This is a genomic window from Pseudodesulfovibrio hydrargyri, assembly GCF_001874525.1.
GTDB lineage: Bacteria > Desulfobacterota > Desulfovibrionia > Desulfovibrionales > Desulfovibrionaceae > Pseudodesulfovibrio > Pseudodesulfovibrio hydrargyri.
On the sequence record NZ_LKAQ01000001.1, the window covers coordinates 137,962 to 152,433 of the forward strand.

Consider the following 14,472-nt stretch of genomic DNA (forward strand, 5'->3'; position numbering starts at 1 on the left):
ATTAGTGGCCGTTGGAGCAGCGCTGCTTGTGGTCGGGCACAACGCCGTTCTTGCTCTCGCGGATGAACGAGACGAGACGGGCCACCTGGGGAATGCCCGGCATCTCCTCTTCCACCTGGGCCAGGCTCTGTTCCTTGGTCAGGCCGGAGCGGAAGATGATCTTGTAAGCCTTCTTGAGTGCCTTGCACGCGGCGGAGTCGAAGCCGTTGCGCTTGAGCCCGATGAGGTTGGGGCCGAAAAGCATGCCCCGGACACCATGGGCCAGCATGAACGGCGGCACGTCGAGCTTGTAGCCGCTGGCGCCGCCGAGGAAGGAGTATTCCCCGATGCGGATGAACTGCTGGACGGCGGACATGCCGGAGATGATCACGTTGCGGCCCACCTCCACGTGGCCCGCCAGCTGCACGGCGTTGGCCAGGATGACGTGATCGCCGATCCTGCAGTCGTGGGCTACGTGCGAATAGGCCATGAACATGCAGCCGGAACCGATGACGGTCTCCTGCACGCCCTGCACCGTGCCGCGGTGGATGGTCACGCACTCGCGGATGATGTTGTCGTCGCCGATGCGGGTGTAGGTCTTCTCACCCTTGAACGCCGCGTGCTGCGGTTCGCCGCCGATGACGGCATGCGGATGGATATGGTTGTTCTTTCCGATTTCGGTGTTGGACTGGATGACGCAATGCGCCTCCAGGAAGGTGCCGTCGCCGATCTTGGTGTCGGCTCCCACAACGACGTACGGGTCGATGCGGACATCGGCCCCCAGCTCCGCCGAAGGATGAATGACGGCGCTGGGATGGATCTGACTGGACATTACATGTCCCCCTTGTTGGCGATGGCGGCCGAGAACTCGCCCTGGCAGGTCACCTGACCGTCCACTTCGGCGACGCCGCGCATCTTCCATATGTTCAATTTTTGTTTCTCGAAATACACATTCATGATCAGCTGATCGCCCGGAACCACCGGCCTGCGGAACTTGACCTTGTTCAGCCCGGTGAACAGGAAGACCTTGTCCTCCAGAGGCTCGTCAAAGGAGTGCAGGACGAAGACCGCGCCGGTCTGGGCCAGGGCCTCCAGTTGCAGCACGCCGGGCATGACGGGCAGCCCGGGGAAATGCCCCTGGAAGAACTCCTCATTGATGGTCACGTTCTTCATGGCCTTGAGGCGGGCGCCCGGCTCGTATTCGAGCACGCGGTCCACCAGCAGGAAGGGATAGCGATGCGGGAGCATCTCCATGATCTTGCGTATATCGAGTGGGTACTGATTACTCATCGCTCACTCCGGCGGCCGCTTTCAGTGCGGCCAGTTCTTTCTCCATTTTCTTCACCCGCTTGAACAGATCGGGCAGCTTGGGCATGCACACCCCCATGGACTTGAAGTAGCCCTTGGCCGGGATGGCCGGGCTGCCGGCCACCTTGGCACCGGCCTCCACGTCGCCGAGGATGCCGCTCTGGGCCGCTACCATGGCCCCGTCGCCGATGGTGACGTTGTCCGGCACGCCGGTCTGGCCCGCCAGGACCACGCCGTTGCCGACCACGGTGGAGCCGCCGATGCCGGTCTGCCCGATGATCAGGCAGTGCTCGCCGATCTCCACATTGTGGCCGATCTGGACCAGGTTGTCGATCTTGGTGCCCCGGCGGATGCGGGTGGTGTCCAGGGCGGCCCGGTCGATGGCCGTATTGGCACCGATCTCCACATCGTTCTCGACGGCCACGGTCCCGATCTGGGGAATCTTCATGTGCCCCAGCGGGGTCTGGGCGTAGCCGTAGCCGTCGCCTCCGAGCACTGCGCCGGGCTGGAGGATGACGTTGTCGCCGATCGTCAAACCGCCCATGACCACACAGTTGGGGTAGAGAATGCACCCCTTGCCGATCACGGTCCCCTCGCCCACGTAGGCCCCGGCGAAGATCACCGTGTCGGGCCCGATCACAACCCCCTCGCCCACAAAGGCGAAGGGATAGACCGTGGCGGAATCGGCCACGTCGGCGTCCGGGTGGACAAAGGCCAGCGCATGCACGCCCTCGAGGCATCCCTGGGGGCGGGCAAAGACGTTCACCACCCGAGCCAGGTCCATGTACACATTCTCGCTAACGAGCGCGCACGGGACCCTGTCGGCATAAGAGCCGGATGTGAGGACACATCCGGCTTTGGTGGTTTCCAGTTGATGCAGATACTTGGGATTGACCAGAAACGACAGGTCGTCGGGCCCGGCCTTTTCCAGGGTATTCACCCCGGCTATATCCCTATCCGCACCGGTGTACTCCAGGCCGAGCTTGTCGGCCAGAGCGGACAGCATGATGGGCATGAATTACTTTCCGGCTTTCTTGGTCTTGTCCAGTTCCTTGACGAGCTCATCGGAGATGTCCAGGCCGTCGGCGATATAGGCCAGGCCGGGAGTCTGCTTGTCGAAGGCGATGGTGTAGTTGTGGGCCTTGCAGTAGTCCAGGACGACCTGTTCGAGCTTCAGGAGAACGGGCTTGCCCAGTTCGTTCTGCTCGGCCTGGATGGCCTTCTGGTAGACGGAGAAGTCCTCGTTCCAGTCACGGCCGCGACGGCGCAGTTCGGTGACCTTGTCCTGCAGGACCTTGCCCTGGAAGGCGTTGCTGTCGATCTGCATCTTGAGCTTGCCGAGGTCTTCACGCTCCTTCTTGAGCTGCTCGCCGCGGGCGGTGAATTTTGCGTCGAGCTTGTCACGCACCTCCTTACCGTAGGCGGACTTCTGCACGACATCCTTGGTGCTGAAGACCGCGATCTTGGTTTCGGCGAAGGCTGCGGCCTGAAGCAGAAAGACGAAGCAAATGGTGAACAGACAGATCTTTTTCATTGTATGACTCCTTGACTGAATGAAATCGGTATTGGGTTAGAATTGTTGGCCCATGATCAACTCGACGGTGTGCACCTTCGAGTCGACCAGGTCGTCCAAGGCGTAGGCGTATATCACGCCCACGGGGCCCATGGGGGAGTACCAGTTCACGCCGACGCCGACGCTTTTGTAGAGGCCCAGGGAAGGCTCATCCTCACCGCCGCGTTTCACGGACTCGAACCACTCTTCGGTTTCCTTCCACGAGTTGCCTGCGTCGAAGAAGCCCAGAGCCACAATGCCGAGTTCCTTGCTGATGGGGCGCTTGACTTCGAGGTTGGTATAAAAGGCCTTGTTACCGCCCACATCCGCATCGGAGTTCGGACCCTCCGTAGGCGTGATCAGGTAGTTGGAATAGCCGCGCACCGTGTATACGCCGCCGAGTTCGAACCGCTCCGCGGCGGGGACATCGCCCCCGCCCAGGTTCTCCTGCAGGTACCCGGCCCAGAACTTGGAGTGGAAGACCACCTGCTCGAAGACCGGCTGCCACCATTCGAACTCTCCGACGTACTTGATGAAATCGTCGGTGCCGCCCAGGGGGCCGCCACCGAAGGTCATCCCCAGGGAAGTCCTGGTACCCGAGGTCGTATCACGGAACGTGTCCCGCGTGTCGCGGATCGCCTTGCCGGTCACCTTGGAGGCGAGATGCGAACCCTCGTCATCCCTGCTCCGGGAGGCGTCGTCGTCCACATTGGTGATCTCGTAGGATTCCAGCCCGTATCCCCACGAGAGCTTGGTATACTCCCCGATGGGATAGATGAACTGGACATCTCCGCCCACCCGGTCGACGTCGTACTGGGAGTACTCGGTATCGCGCTTGTATACTTCCGTGTTGAGGCCGAGATCGGTGTCGTTGATATGCGGGTTGGTGAAATGGACCGTGTACCGGTTGGTGGAGCCGCCGATCTGCCCGTTGAAGCCCACGTCATACCCCCGGCCGAAGAGATTTCGCTCGGAGATTTCACCGCCGAAGAAGACGCCGTCATAGGTGGAGAAACCCACACCGCCGCTGATCTTGCCGGTCGCCTTGTCCTTGACCTTGACCACCAGGTCCATCTCCTCCGGGTTGCCCGTGGGCACCGGGGCGATATCGACCTTCTCGAAGAAGTCCAGGTTGGTCAGGCGCTGGCTGGAACGCTTGAGCTTCTCGCCGCTGAACTGGTCGCCGTCGGCCAGACGCATCTCGCGCAGGATGACGTTGTCGCGGGTGACCGTGTTGCCCTCGATGAGCACCCGGCGGATGTGCACCCGCTGGTGCTTGCTGATATTGTAGACGACGTTGACGATCTTGGTCTCGGGGTTGTCGTCGAGCTTCACGCCCACGTCGGCGTAGGCGTAGCCGTAATTGTTGTAATAGCCGGTCAGGGCCGAGATGTCCTTCTGGAGGATCAGGCGGTCGAAATACTCGTCCTCGGCCTTGAGTTCGTCGATCTTGGTCACCTGAAGGAGTTTGGAAGGATCGTCCAGGAGGTCGCCGGTAAAGGTGGTCTCGCCCATCTTGTAGCGGTCGCCTTCCCAGACCTTGTAGATGACGTCGATGCCGTCGTCCTTGATGTCCACCTCGGGCTGGCCGACCTTGGCGGTCAGAAAGCCCTTGGACTGGTAAAAGGCCATGATCGCCGATGCGTCGCGGTCGAGGAGCTCCTCCTTGAGCACGCCGGAGTCGTCGATCCAGGAGAGCCAGCCCCGTTCCTTAAGGGCCAGGACGTCCTTGATATCGTCCGGATCGAGCTGCTTGGCGCCGTCGATGATGACATGCTCGATGTAAAGCTGCGGTCCCTCGTCTATGACGAAGGTCAGGCGGGCGATGCCGGCCCCCGCATCCTCGATCTCCTGGGTGACGTTGGCCTTGTAGTAGCCTTCCTTGCGGTACATCTCGCGGATGACGCGAATGTCGTCGGACAGGACCTTGGGGTTGATGACGCTGCCCTTCTTGGTGGATACCGCCTCGAGGATGTCCTCGGAGTCGATCTCCTTGGCCCCGCGCACGCCGATGGCCTGAATGCGCGGCTTTTCCTTGACCACGAAGACGACCTTCTTTCCGTCGTCGACGTCGTCGACCCTGACGCGAACATCATCGAAGTATCCGAGATCATAGACGTTCTTCAGCGCGGTATTGATGGCCTTGGCGGTGATCATGTCGCCTTTCTGCATGGTCATGCGCATCAGGACCACTTCCTTGTCCAGGACTTTGGTGCCCTCAACGTCAACCTCGGACACGATGTCCATGCGCAGGAGGTCCATGCGCATGCGGTCCACCAGGGCGTCCACCGCGGGCAGCAGATTGATCAGCCCCTGCTTGGTAACCGAAAGCTTCTTGCCCGTGTCCTTGGCGTAGGCGTCGACCAGGCGGGCGTCGATGGTCAGGTTCTCCCCGATCTGGTTCAGGGAGCCGTAGACGGAAAACTGGGCCCCGGCCAACAGGGCGATCTCGCGCGCCTTGTCCGGGTCGAATTGGGTGTACCCCTTGTCCGCGATCTTCCGGCCGACCTCTTCAGCCGCGACGACCTTGAACCCGACCTCCTTCAGCCGGTCGGACAGCAGCTCGGGCAGGCTGTCCTTGAGATAGCTCAGGTCGTCCCCCGCGTTGACCTCGAAGGGCAGCACGGCGACGGACACGTCCTGGTTGAGCTTTTCGGCGGCATGGCCCGTTCCGGCGGCCAGGACAATGAAGACGGCGATCATCCCCATCGCCAGACCGCGAGCGAGATTACTGAGCATAGAGTTCTCCTGAACGCAGTTCGAAGCGCCGATGCATCATCGCTGCGAGTTCCGGATTATGTGTGACGACTATAAAGGTCATACCCAATTCATTATTAAGTGAAGTCAGCAGATGGCCGATTCTGGAACCGTTTTCCTCGTCGAGGTTGCCCGTGGGCTCGTCGGCGAGCAGGACCTTGGGCTTGAGCAGGATGGCCCGGGCAATGGCCGCCCGTTGCCGTTCCCCGCCGGACAGGGTCGTTACCTTGTGTTCGAGCCTGTGCGCAAGTCCTACCATGTCGAGGGCCTCTTTCGCCATGCGCAACCCCTGGCTGCGCCCCTTCCCGGCGATGAAGGCGGGCATCGCCACGTTCTCCAGCGTGGAGAACTCGGGCAGAAGATGATGAAACTGGAACACGAAGCCGATTTCCTGGTTCCGCAATTCCGCCCGCTCCCTGTCACCCAAGGTGCCGAGATCGACACCATTCAGATAAATCTTCCCGCCGGACACGGTGTCCAGCGTGCCGAGCATGTGCAGCAGCGTGGTCTTGCCTGACCCCGACGCCCCCAGGATGGCCAGGGACTCGCCTCGAGGGATTTCCAGATCGACCCCGCGGAGCACGCGGACCACTTCGGACGGTCCGTCGAACTCCTTGCTGACGTTAATCAGTTGGTATATCGCCTCCCTACTCATAACGCAAGGCCTCCGACGGGCTCAGGCCCGCCGCCCGCCGGGCGGGATAGATGGTGGCCACGAAACAGAGCAGGAAGGCGGCGGCCCCGATGGTGAACAGGTCGAGCGCCTCCAGGCGGACCGGCAGATAGTCCACTGGGTAGACGTTGCTCGGCAGCTTGATGAACTGGTACTCCTTGAGCAGCAGGCTGAGCGGCACCCCGATGAGAAAACCGATGAGCGTCCCGGCCAGGCCGATGAACGTGCCCTGGAACATGAAGATGTTGCGGATGCTCTTCTTGTCCGCGCCCAGGGACATGAGCACGGCGATGTCCTTGGTCTTCTGGATGACCAGCATGACCAGGGTGGTGACGATGGAAAAGGAGCCGACCAGGACAATCATGGCCAGGATGATGAACATGGCCGTCTTCTCAAGCTCCAGGGCGGCGAAAAGGTTGGCGTTCATCTCCTGCCAGTTACGCACGTAGACCGTGAACGAGGATATCCTGTCGCGCAGCGCGCTGGAAATCTCCTTCACGTTGTAGACGTCGTTGACGCTGATCTCGAGCCCGGAGACCAGGTCGCCCTTGAAGCCGAGCAGCTGGCGCGCGGCCGGGATGCTGACGTAGCCCATGGAGGAGTCGTATTCGAACATGCCGGTGCGGAAGATGCCGGCCACGGTGAAGCGGCGCACCTTGGGCGTGAACCCGGCAGAGCTGGATCTACCCGAGGGCGACAGCAGGTTGACCAGGGAGCCCTCGGTCAAGCCCAGCCGCTTGGCCAGTTCCGAACCGATGATGATCCCGGGGAAATCCCCGTCGTCGTTCAGGCGGCTTACGCTGCCGCTGACCATATCCTTGGAAAGGGACAGGACCGAGGACGAGGTGGTCGGGTCGATGCCGCGCAGGACCACGCCCTTGACCCCGGTGCGTGTGGAGAGCATGACCTCGGAATAGACGAAGGGCGTCACACCCGTGACGCCCGGAACCTGCTTCGCCTGGTCGGCCAGTTCCTGATAATCGTTGATCCCGCCGCGCATGGACGTGACCAGTATGTGCGCGTTGACGCCGAGGATCTTGTCCCTCAGATCGGTCGAGAACCCGTTCATAACCCCTATGACCACGATGAGCGCGCCCACGCCTATGGCCACGCCGCAGATGGCGAACAGCGATATGACGGAAATGAACGACTGCTTCCGCAGGGCGAACAGGTATCTCAGTGCGACAAAGGTCTCAAACCGCATAGACCCTACCCGGCCTCCGGCCTGAGCAGCGGAAAGAGGATGACCTCGCGGATGGAGGCGGAGTCGGTCAGCAGCATGACCAGGCGGTCGATGCCGATGCCCTGCCCGGCCGCCGGGGGCATGCCGTATTCCAGGGCGCGGACGTAGTCCTCATCCATGAAATGGGCCTCGTCGTCGCCGGCCTCCTTCTCCTGAACCTGGATCTCGAAACGGCCCCGCTGGTCCACGGGATCGTTCAACTCGGAAAAGGCGTTGCCCAGCTCGCGGCCGGTCATGAACAATTCGAAACGGTCGGTGATGTCGGGATTGTCCTCGTTTCTGCGGGACAGAGGCGAAATATCGGTCGGGTAATGATAGATGAAATGGGGCTGGACCAACTTGGGCTCGACCAGGATGTCGAAGAGCTTGGCCTGGAGCTTGCCGAGCTTTTCGCCGTCAACGACCTTCTCGCCCTTCTCCCTCACCATGGCCGCGCACTTGTCGTAGTCGGTGTAGATATCGGGGGAGACCCCGCCGATCCTCTCCAGGGACTCGTGGAACGGCATGCGGGTCCAGGCGCCGATGGACAGGTCGATCATCTCGCCCTGGTACGGAACCACGGTCGAACCGGTGACCTTCTCGGCTATGCGCGAGATCATCTCCTCGGTCAGGTCCATGAGATCCTCGAAGGTGGCGTACGCCCAATAGAACTCGAGCATGGTGAACTCGGGGTTGTGCCGGACGGAGATGCCCTCGTTGCGGAAGTTGCGGTTGATCTCGTAGACCCGTTCGAACCCGCCCACCAACAGACGCTTGAGGTAGAGCTCGGGCGCGATGCGCATGTAGAGCTTCATGTCCAGGGCGTTGTGGTGGGTCTCGAAAGGCTTGGCCGTGGCGCCGCCGGGAATGGCCTGCATCATCGGCGTCTCCACTTCCATGAACCCCTTCTCGTCCAGGATGTTCCGCAGCTCGCGGATGATCGCCGTGCGGGCCTGGAATATCTCCTTGGTCCGGGGCGTGACGATGAGGTCCACGTAGCGCTGGCGGTAGCGGGTCTCCACGTCCTTGAGCCCGTGGTACTTCTCGGGCAGCGGACGCATGGACTTGGTCACCAGCTGGAAATGTTTGGTCTTGACGGTCAGCTCGCCGGTCTTGGTCCGGAACAGGGAGCCGGTCACGCCGACGATGTCGCCGATGTCCGTCTTCTTGAAGAGCTGGTATTCGTCGGAGCCCAGTTCGTCGCGGGCGGCGTACACCTGGATGTTGGCGCTGGTGTCCTGGATATGGAAAAAGGTCACCTTGCCGAAGGAGCGGTACGAAACCACCCGCCCGGCGATGGTGAACTCCAATTCCGTTTTTTCAAGGACCTCGCCATCGGTTTCCCCATATTCATTCCAGATGGACTGGATCTCCGTATCGCGACGGAAATTGTTGGGGTACAGGTCGATGCCGTTGTCCAGGAGCAGGCACGCCTTTTCCACGCGTGTCTTGATGACGGAGTTGAGTTCGTCCTTGGCCTGAAGGGCCTCGAGCATGGGCATGAACCGAGCCGCGTTGGGCGACTTGGTGGCCAGCTTTATTTTCTTTGCGTTTTTAGTGTCTTGTCCCAAAATTTTTTCCCTGTCTCCCTAAAAATCTAGAAAAATACGAGAGACGTTGAATCCGTAAGCCATATAACGGATGCCGTCAAGGAAATGGGAACCTTAGACCCCGGCAAAACCTTATTTGCTTTTTCCTGAAAAAGTCTACGTTTTTTGCTTGACCCCCCGAAACGATTTGTTTAAACACTCTTCTCGCTTCGACGAGAAATGTTCCCCAGTAGCTCAATCGGCAGAGCGGGTGACTGTTAATCACTAGGTTCGCGGTTCAAGTCCGTGCTGGGGAGCCAAAGAGAACAAGGCCCTTACGAGAAATCGTAAGGGCTTTTTCCTTAGGCACCGCCATAAGACCTCTTCTCCCCCTGTCCGTTAATCCGTTCGCGCCCACCCCGTCCGCAGGCGGACCAAACAGTATTTTCCCCCTTGCCCCGCTTCACTTTGCCCGGACGCTCGCGTAATGGATGAGTCGGTGAATGCGGACCGGGGGCCGGACGGGATGGCCGCCGCACGGAACGCGTGCCTGTCACGACAACGGGGACACAACGGCAGATGGCGTTTTTCGGGCGCGTTACGGCAATCCTCCTGCTCCTCCTTTTCCTCTCTCCTATTCCGTCCCACGCGGAAGGCGACGTGCTGCGCGTGGCGCTGGACCCCTTTCCTCCATGGAAATACCTGGACCAGGACGGCGAACCGCGCGGCATGGACGTGGATTTCATCGAAATGCTCGCCCGGCGCATGGGCCTGAAAGTCGAATACGCCATGTATCCGTTCAGCCGCGCCCTCTACCAGCTGGAATACGGCGAGGCCGACATGATGTCGGGCGTGTTGCGCCGCAAGGAACGCGAAGCCTACCTCCACTATCTCGAGCCGCCGTACAAGAACCACAGCGACAAGGCCTTTTACCTGCTCCGGGGACGCAGCCACCTGCTGCGGACCTACGACGACCTGCACGGCCTGCGGGTCGGAACGCAGATCGGCACGAAATACTTTCCGCAATTCGACAACGACGCGAAGATCGCCAAGGTCGCGACCCACTCTTTCGAACTCAGCCTGCGCATGCTCGTAGCGAACCGCATCGACGTCGCGGTCAACACCGAGGCGGCCGGCGATTACGAGATCCGCAAGTTCGGCCTGCAGGGTTCCGTGGCCAAGGCTCCTTACATCTACCGGGAAAGGCAGGACGTCTACATGGTCCTGTCCAGGAAATCCCCGCTGGCCGACCGGCTGGACGAATTCAACTCGGTCCTGGCCGATCTCGTTCGCGAGGGGGCCTTCCGGCGCATCGTGGCCAAATACATCCATGAGGCCCCGGAACACTGACGCCCTCCCCATCCCCCTTCGCCATTGCCGCCCGGGAGGGGCGCCCCCCGCGAACCGCCTGCCAAGGGTGGACTTTTGCATTGACCTGTGCTGATATCCTGCGACTTTTACGGCGCGCGGCCCAACGCCGCGCGATTCCGTACGACCAAGGATGGAATCGGAGCGCCGGGGGGCCTGATGCTCCGGGATTCGTTCAAGGGTTGTTCAAGGGTGAGCCATGCGGGCGGGACAACGTATGTACCGCCGCATTATCCGCAGAGATGCGAGGTCGGTCGATGCCGTTCCCAATCCCGTGCAGCGGCGGTTCTTCAGCCGCAGAGGATTGAACGCGACCCGAATATCCCCTTGTTTACATATAGCTTTTGTTGGAGCGCACCGGCCTGCGGCCTTTGGATCGCGCAGGAGTACGCGACTTCGACATTCATTTATTGCTGTGGAGTGTTTGGTAATGCTGCATTTCAAACTGACCAAAAAGGCGGCCGCATTCGCTGCCGTGTTCGTTCTCATGGCGGCCGTCGCCGCCAATGCCGGATTCAAGAGGGAATACAAGATGCAGGTGACGGTCGGCCCCAAGCTTTACTGGGGCATGGGCGCCACCAAATTCGCCGAGCTGGTCAAGGAAAAGACCAACGGCCAGATCATCGTCAAACCCTACTTCGGTTCCGCCCTGCTCAAGGGCGCCCAGCTGAAGAGCTCGCAGATGGTCGCCAAGGGCGTCATCGACTGCGCCATCGATTCGACCATCAACATCAGCCCGGTCATCCCCGAGGCCAATATTTTCCATCTTCCGTTCTTTCTGAACGACTTCGAAACCCTGGACAAGGTGAAGTTCGGCCAGGCCGGTGAGGCCGTGTTCGCGGCCATGCGGGCCAAGCGGATCGAGCCCCTCGGCTGGGCCGAGAACGGCTTCCGCCAGCTGACCAACTCAAAGGTCCTGGTCAGGACCCCGGCCGACATGAAGGGTCTGCGCATCCGCGTGGTCGGCAATCCCCTGTTCATAGACACCTTCCGCGCCCTGGGCGCCGACCCCGTGAACATGAACTGGGGCGACGCCGTCGCCGGTTTCCAGCAGGGTGTCGTGGACGGCCAGGAAAACCCGGTCGGCGTCCTCATTCCCATCCAGATCTACCAGTACCACAAGTACGCGACCATGTGGAATTACGTGGTCGACCCCCTGATCATCTACTGGAACCAGAAGGAATGGAACGAATTCCCCAAGGACATCCAGGACGCCGTTCTCGCGGCCGCCCGGGAAGCGGGCCGATTCGAAACCGCCCTGAGCCGCGCTGGCCTGGACGGCGACAAGTCCCTCAACATCCTGAAGGACGAATTCAACTACACCATGGAAGTTCCGGACCCCATTGCCTTCATGGAGGGCAAGGGCATGGAGATCCACATGCTTACCGACGAAGAACGGGAAGCCTTCGCCCAGGCCACGCGCCCTGTCTACGACAAGTGGATTCAGGAGATCGGGCCCGAGGTCTACGAGAAGGCCAAGGCCGACATCGCCAAGTAACCGTCCCCTTCGTGACGACCGTTTCCTGCCCCGGAGAACCGCTTTCCGGGGCAGGTTCTATCATGGGATTCCGCGTGCGGAATCCGAATCGTGGAGTAAGTGTGTGAAAAAGTTATTATTCGGATTTCCTCTCGGTCACTGGCTGGTGGCCATCTGCATGGCCGCCATGGTCGTGATCGCCTTCCTCAACATCCTGAGCCGGTACATCTTCCACTTCTCGCTGGCCGCGACCGAGGAAATCACCATCAATCTTTTCGTCTGGATGACCGTCATCGGCATCGGCATCGCGTTCGAGCGGGGTGGCCACATGGGCATGGTGACCTTCTTCAACATGTTCCCCCGCGCCCTGCAGAAAACGTGGATCATCGTCTATTCCGTGCTGGCGGTCGGCCTCTTCCTGGTCCTGGACTACTACATGATCCAGGCCATCTACGACGAGGTCACCCTGTTCCAGGCCCGCTCCGCCGCCCTGGATATTCCGGTATGGATATACTACCTGGGACTGCCGGTCCTGTCGGTCTTCGTCTTCAAGGGCATCTACAAGGACGCCATGACCAGGCTGGCCGAACGGAAGGAGGATTAGCGCCATGGAATTCCTGCTCATCCTCGCCCTGTTCCTGGTCCTGATGTTCATCGGCGCGCCCATCGGGACTTCCCTGGGCGTTTCTGCCGTGGCCACCATCATGTACTTCGACCTCGGCGCCGAGATGCTGGGGGTCAACTTCGCCTCGGGCATCGCCTCGTTCCCGCTGCTGGCCATTCCCTTTTTCGTCCTGGCCGGAGTGATCCTGCAACGGGCGGGCATCGCCGCGCACATCGCCGCCTTCTTCGAACTGCTCGTGGGGCGCGCCACGGGCGGCCTGTCCATCGTGGCCGTGCTGACCTGCATGTTCTGGGGGGCCATGTCCGGCTCCGGCCCGGCGACCACGGCCGCCGTGGGCATGATCCTGCTCACCCCCATGCTCAACAACGGCTATGACAAAGCCTTTTCCGGAGCGACCATCGCCAATGCGTCGGACCTGTCCATCATCATCCCGCCGTCCATCGCGTTCATCATCTACGGCAACATCACCTCGGTATCGGTGTCCGCCCTGTTCGTGGCCGGGATCATCCCCGGCCTGCTGACCGGCCTGGCCACCATGTTCGTGGCCTGGTACATCTCCTACCGGCGCGGCTACCGGGGATTGGTCTGCCGAGGCTGCATGGCCGACCTGCTCAAGGCCCTGCGCCAATCGTTCTGGGCGCTCATGGCCCCGGTGGTCATCCTGGGCGGCATCTACACCGGCATATTCACGCCCACCGAGGCGGCCGTGGTGGCGGTGTTCTACAGCCTGTTCGTGGCCGTGGTCATCTACCGCTCCATCGGCTGGCGCGACCTAATTGAAATCCTGGTGGAGTCGGCGGTGACCAGCTCCGTGATCATGTTCATCGTGGCCTTTGCCGGCATATTCACCTGGGCGGCCTCGGTCACCGGCGTCATCGACACCCTGGCGGACTTCATCATCAAGGTATCCCCCAACGCCGTGGTCATGATCGTGCTGGTCAATGTCCTGCTGTTCGCCCTGGGCATGATCCTCGACGCCATCTCCATCTCGTACCTGCTCATGCCGATCCTCATCCCGGTCCTGTCGGCCTTCCACGTGGATCCGGTCTTCTACGGGGTCATCTTCATCTCGGCCCTGGCCATCGGCCAGGCCACGCCGCCCGTGGGCGTCAACCTGTTCACCGCGGCCAACCTGGTCGGATGCGAAGTGGACGAGATCGCCAAAGAGGCCATCCCCTACGTGGTCATGGACTTCGTGGTCCTGATCGTCATCTCGCTGATCCCGGCGCTGTCGCTGTTCCTACCCGAATGGGCCGGGCTATACACGCCATAGAAACCTGACCGAAGACGGAACGCCCCCGTTGTCCGGAAACAAAAAAAATGAGCCCTTGCGAATAATCGCAAGGGCTCATTTTTTTGGTCGTCTTGTTCGTGAAACCGGCTCCCCCATCAGACCTTCTTGACCACCGAGGTCTTGAGGTACATGAAACCGAACCCCGGAATCTTACAGGCGATGTCGTGAACTCCGTCCTCTGGCTCTATCAGCCGGATGTTCTTGACCTTGGTCCCCTTCTTGAGCGGCGAGGCACCCTTGACCTTCAGGTCCTGCGTGATGATGACGTCGTCCCCGTCCACAAGGACATTGCCGTTGGCGTCCTTGTAGATTTTCTCCTGGGCGTCGTCCGCTTGAAATTCATGCCCGCACTCGGGGCAAATGAGGACGGTGCCGTCGGAATACACGTACTCGCACCGGCACTTCGGGCAATCAGGTAAATTTTCCATGACTCTCCAATTCGGTTATCGGTTTCCGTCTCAAGGCCAAACCGATTCGGGCAATACATAATAGCCGCCGTCTAATCAATGCAAAACGGACCGAAAAATGTCCGTCTCAGTCCCTTTCTCCCCTGATCGCCTCTCTTTGATCCACGTATTCCCGACCTCTACGGACGCCTTTTTCATTCCCTCGGGGCGACACCGGGCCCCTGCCTCCTCACACCGGCAAATCCGGCCCGGACCGCCCGGCCCCAAGCAATTCAGCCTGT

Annotated in this window: 13 protein-coding genes and 1 tRNA gene; 5 read left to right on the forward strand and 9 right to left on the reverse strand. The window is 60.8% G+C overall.

Going from position 1 to position 14,472, the window contains the following annotated elements:
* Window position 1 precedes the first annotated feature (1 nt).
* From lpxA to lysS, 8 genes are read right to left on the reverse strand one after another with little or no spacing between them, the layout of a single operon-like run.
* On the reverse strand, window positions 2–811 hold the full coding sequence (lpxA, locus tag BerOc1_RS00685) for an acyl-ACP--UDP-N-acetylglucosamine O-acyltransferase (protein WP_071543808.1): 810 nt from the start codon (window positions 809–811) through the stop codon (window positions 2–4).
* Entirely contained in the window at window positions 811–1,269 is a 459-nt protein-coding gene (gene fabZ / locus BerOc1_RS00690) for a 3-hydroxyacyl-ACP dehydratase FabZ (protein WP_071543809.1), read from the reverse strand. Before fabZ ends, lpxA begins: the two co-directional genes overlap by 1 nt.
* Window positions 1,262–2,302 (reverse strand): UDP-3-O-(3-hydroxymyristoyl)glucosamine N-acyltransferase, encoded by a 1,041-nt coding sequence (gene lpxD, locus BerOc1_RS00695; RefSeq protein ID WP_071543810.1) that lies wholly within the window; start codon window positions 2,300–2,302, stop codon window positions 1,262–1,264. The genes fabZ and lpxD overlap by 8 nt, the downstream gene beginning before the upstream one ends.
* A gap of 3 nt (window positions 2,303–2,305) precedes the next feature.
* On the reverse strand, window positions 2,306–2,821 hold the full coding sequence (locus BerOc1_RS00700) for an OmpH/Skp family outer membrane protein (RefSeq protein ID WP_071543811.1): 516 nt from the start codon (window positions 2,819–2,821) through the stop codon (window positions 2,306–2,308).
* Between the two features lie 36 nt (window positions 2,822–2,857).
* Entirely contained in the window at window positions 2,858–5,578 is a 2,721-nt protein-coding gene (gene bamA, locus BerOc1_RS00705) for an outer membrane protein assembly factor BamA (RefSeq protein ID WP_071543812.1), read from the reverse strand.
* Window positions 5,568–6,251: an ABC transporter ATP-binding protein gene (locus BerOc1_RS00710; RefSeq protein WP_071543813.1), complete on the reverse strand. Its 684-nt coding sequence runs from the start codon at window positions 6,249–6,251 to the stop codon at window positions 5,568–5,570. Before BerOc1_RS00710 ends, bamA begins: the two co-directional genes overlap by 11 nt.
* Complete coding sequence (locus tag BerOc1_RS00715; protein ID WP_071543814.1) at window positions 6,244–7,473, reverse strand: lipoprotein-releasing ABC transporter permease subunit; 1,230 nt, start codon at window positions 7,471–7,473, stop codon at window positions 6,244–6,246. The genes BerOc1_RS00710 and BerOc1_RS00715 overlap by 8 nt, the downstream gene beginning before the upstream one ends.
* A 5-nt stretch (window positions 7,474–7,478) precedes the next feature.
* Window positions 7,479–8,987, reverse strand: coding sequence for a lysine--tRNA ligase (lysS, locus tag BerOc1_RS00720; RefSeq protein WP_129586477.1), 1,509 nt, complete (start codon window positions 8,985–8,987; stop codon window positions 7,479–7,481).
* A gap of 277 nt (window positions 8,988–9,264) precedes the next feature.
* On the opposite strand from lysS, the gene BerOc1_RS00725 reads away from it, so the two are divergent.
* From BerOc1_RS00725 to BerOc1_RS00745, 5 genes are all read left to right on the forward strand, one after another.
* Window positions 9,265–9,340: transfer RNA gene (locus BerOc1_RS00725), tRNA-Asn, on the forward strand.
* Window positions 9,341–9,680: 340 nt separating this feature from the next.
* A complete protein-coding gene (locus tag BerOc1_RS00730) occupies window positions 9,681–10,370 on the forward strand; it encodes a substrate-binding periplasmic protein (protein ID WP_165610761.1) in 690 nt (229 codons plus the stop codon).
* Window positions 10,371–10,818: 448 nt separating this feature from the next.
* Complete coding sequence (locus BerOc1_RS00735) at window positions 10,819–11,886, forward strand: DctP family TRAP transporter solute-binding subunit (RefSeq protein ID WP_084640986.1); 1,068 nt, start codon at window positions 10,819–10,821, stop codon at window positions 11,884–11,886.
* Between the two features lie 103 nt (window positions 11,887–11,989).
* Window positions 11,990–12,469 (forward strand): TRAP transporter small permease, encoded by a 480-nt coding sequence (locus BerOc1_RS00740; protein WP_129586458.1) that lies wholly within the window; start codon window positions 11,990–11,992, stop codon window positions 12,467–12,469.
* Window positions 12,470–12,473: 4 nt separating this feature from the next.
* Window positions 12,474–13,763, forward strand: coding sequence for a TRAP transporter large permease (locus BerOc1_RS00745; RefSeq protein ID WP_071543818.1), 1,290 nt, complete (start codon window positions 12,474–12,476; stop codon window positions 13,761–13,763).
* 116 nt (window positions 13,764–13,879) lie between these two features.
* On the opposite strand, the gene BerOc1_RS00750 is transcribed toward BerOc1_RS00745, so the two are convergent.
* Window positions 13,880–14,212, reverse strand: coding sequence for a zinc ribbon domain-containing protein YjdM (locus tag BerOc1_RS00750; RefSeq protein WP_071543819.1), 333 nt, complete (start codon window positions 14,210–14,212; stop codon window positions 13,880–13,882).
* Window positions 14,213–14,472: the final 260 nt, after the last annotated feature.

What these genes read in the sequence shown, in the direction of transcription:
- BerOc1_RS00735 (WP_084640986.1), top strand. Translation starts at nt 10,819, where the DNA reads ATGCTGCATTTCAAACTGACCAAAAAGGCGGCCGCATTCGCTGCCGTG.
- BerOc1_RS00700 (WP_071543811.1), bottom strand. Translation starts at nt 2,821, where the DNA reads ATGAAAAAGATCTGTCTGTTCACCATTTGCTTCGTCTTTCTGCTTCAG.
- lpxD (WP_071543810.1), bottom strand. Translation starts at nt 2,302, where the DNA reads ATGCCCATCATGCTGTCCGCTCTGGCCGACAAGCTCGGCCTGGAGTAC.
- BerOc1_RS00750 (WP_071543819.1), bottom strand. Translation starts at nt 14,212, where the DNA reads ATGGAAAATTTACCTGATTGCCCGAAGTGCCGGTGCGAGTACGTGTAT.
- BerOc1_RS00710 (WP_071543813.1), bottom strand. Translation starts at nt 6,251, where the DNA reads ATGAGTAGGGAGGCGATATACCAACTGATTAACGTCAGCAAGGAGTTC.
- bamA (WP_071543812.1), bottom strand. Translation starts at nt 5,578, where the DNA reads ATGCTCAGTAATCTCGCTCGCGGTCTGGCGATGGGGATGATCGCCGTC.
- fabZ (WP_071543809.1), bottom strand. Translation starts at nt 1,269, where the DNA reads ATGAGTAATCAGTACCCACTCGATATACGCAAGATCATGGAGATGCTC.
- BerOc1_RS00715 (WP_071543814.1), bottom strand. Translation starts at nt 7,473, where the DNA reads ATGCGGTTTGAGACCTTTGTCGCACTGAGATACCTGTTCGCCCTGCGG.
- BerOc1_RS00745 (WP_071543818.1), top strand. Translation starts at nt 12,474, where the DNA reads ATGGAATTCCTGCTCATCCTCGCCCTGTTCCTGGTCCTGATGTTCATC.
- lysS (WP_129586477.1), bottom strand. Translation starts at nt 8,987, where the DNA reads ATGCTCGAGGCCCTTCAGGCCAAGGACGAACTCAACTCCGTCATCAAG.
- lpxA (WP_071543808.1), bottom strand. Translation starts at nt 811, where the DNA reads ATGTCCAGTCAGATCCATCCCAGCGCCGTCATTCATCCTTCGGCGGAG.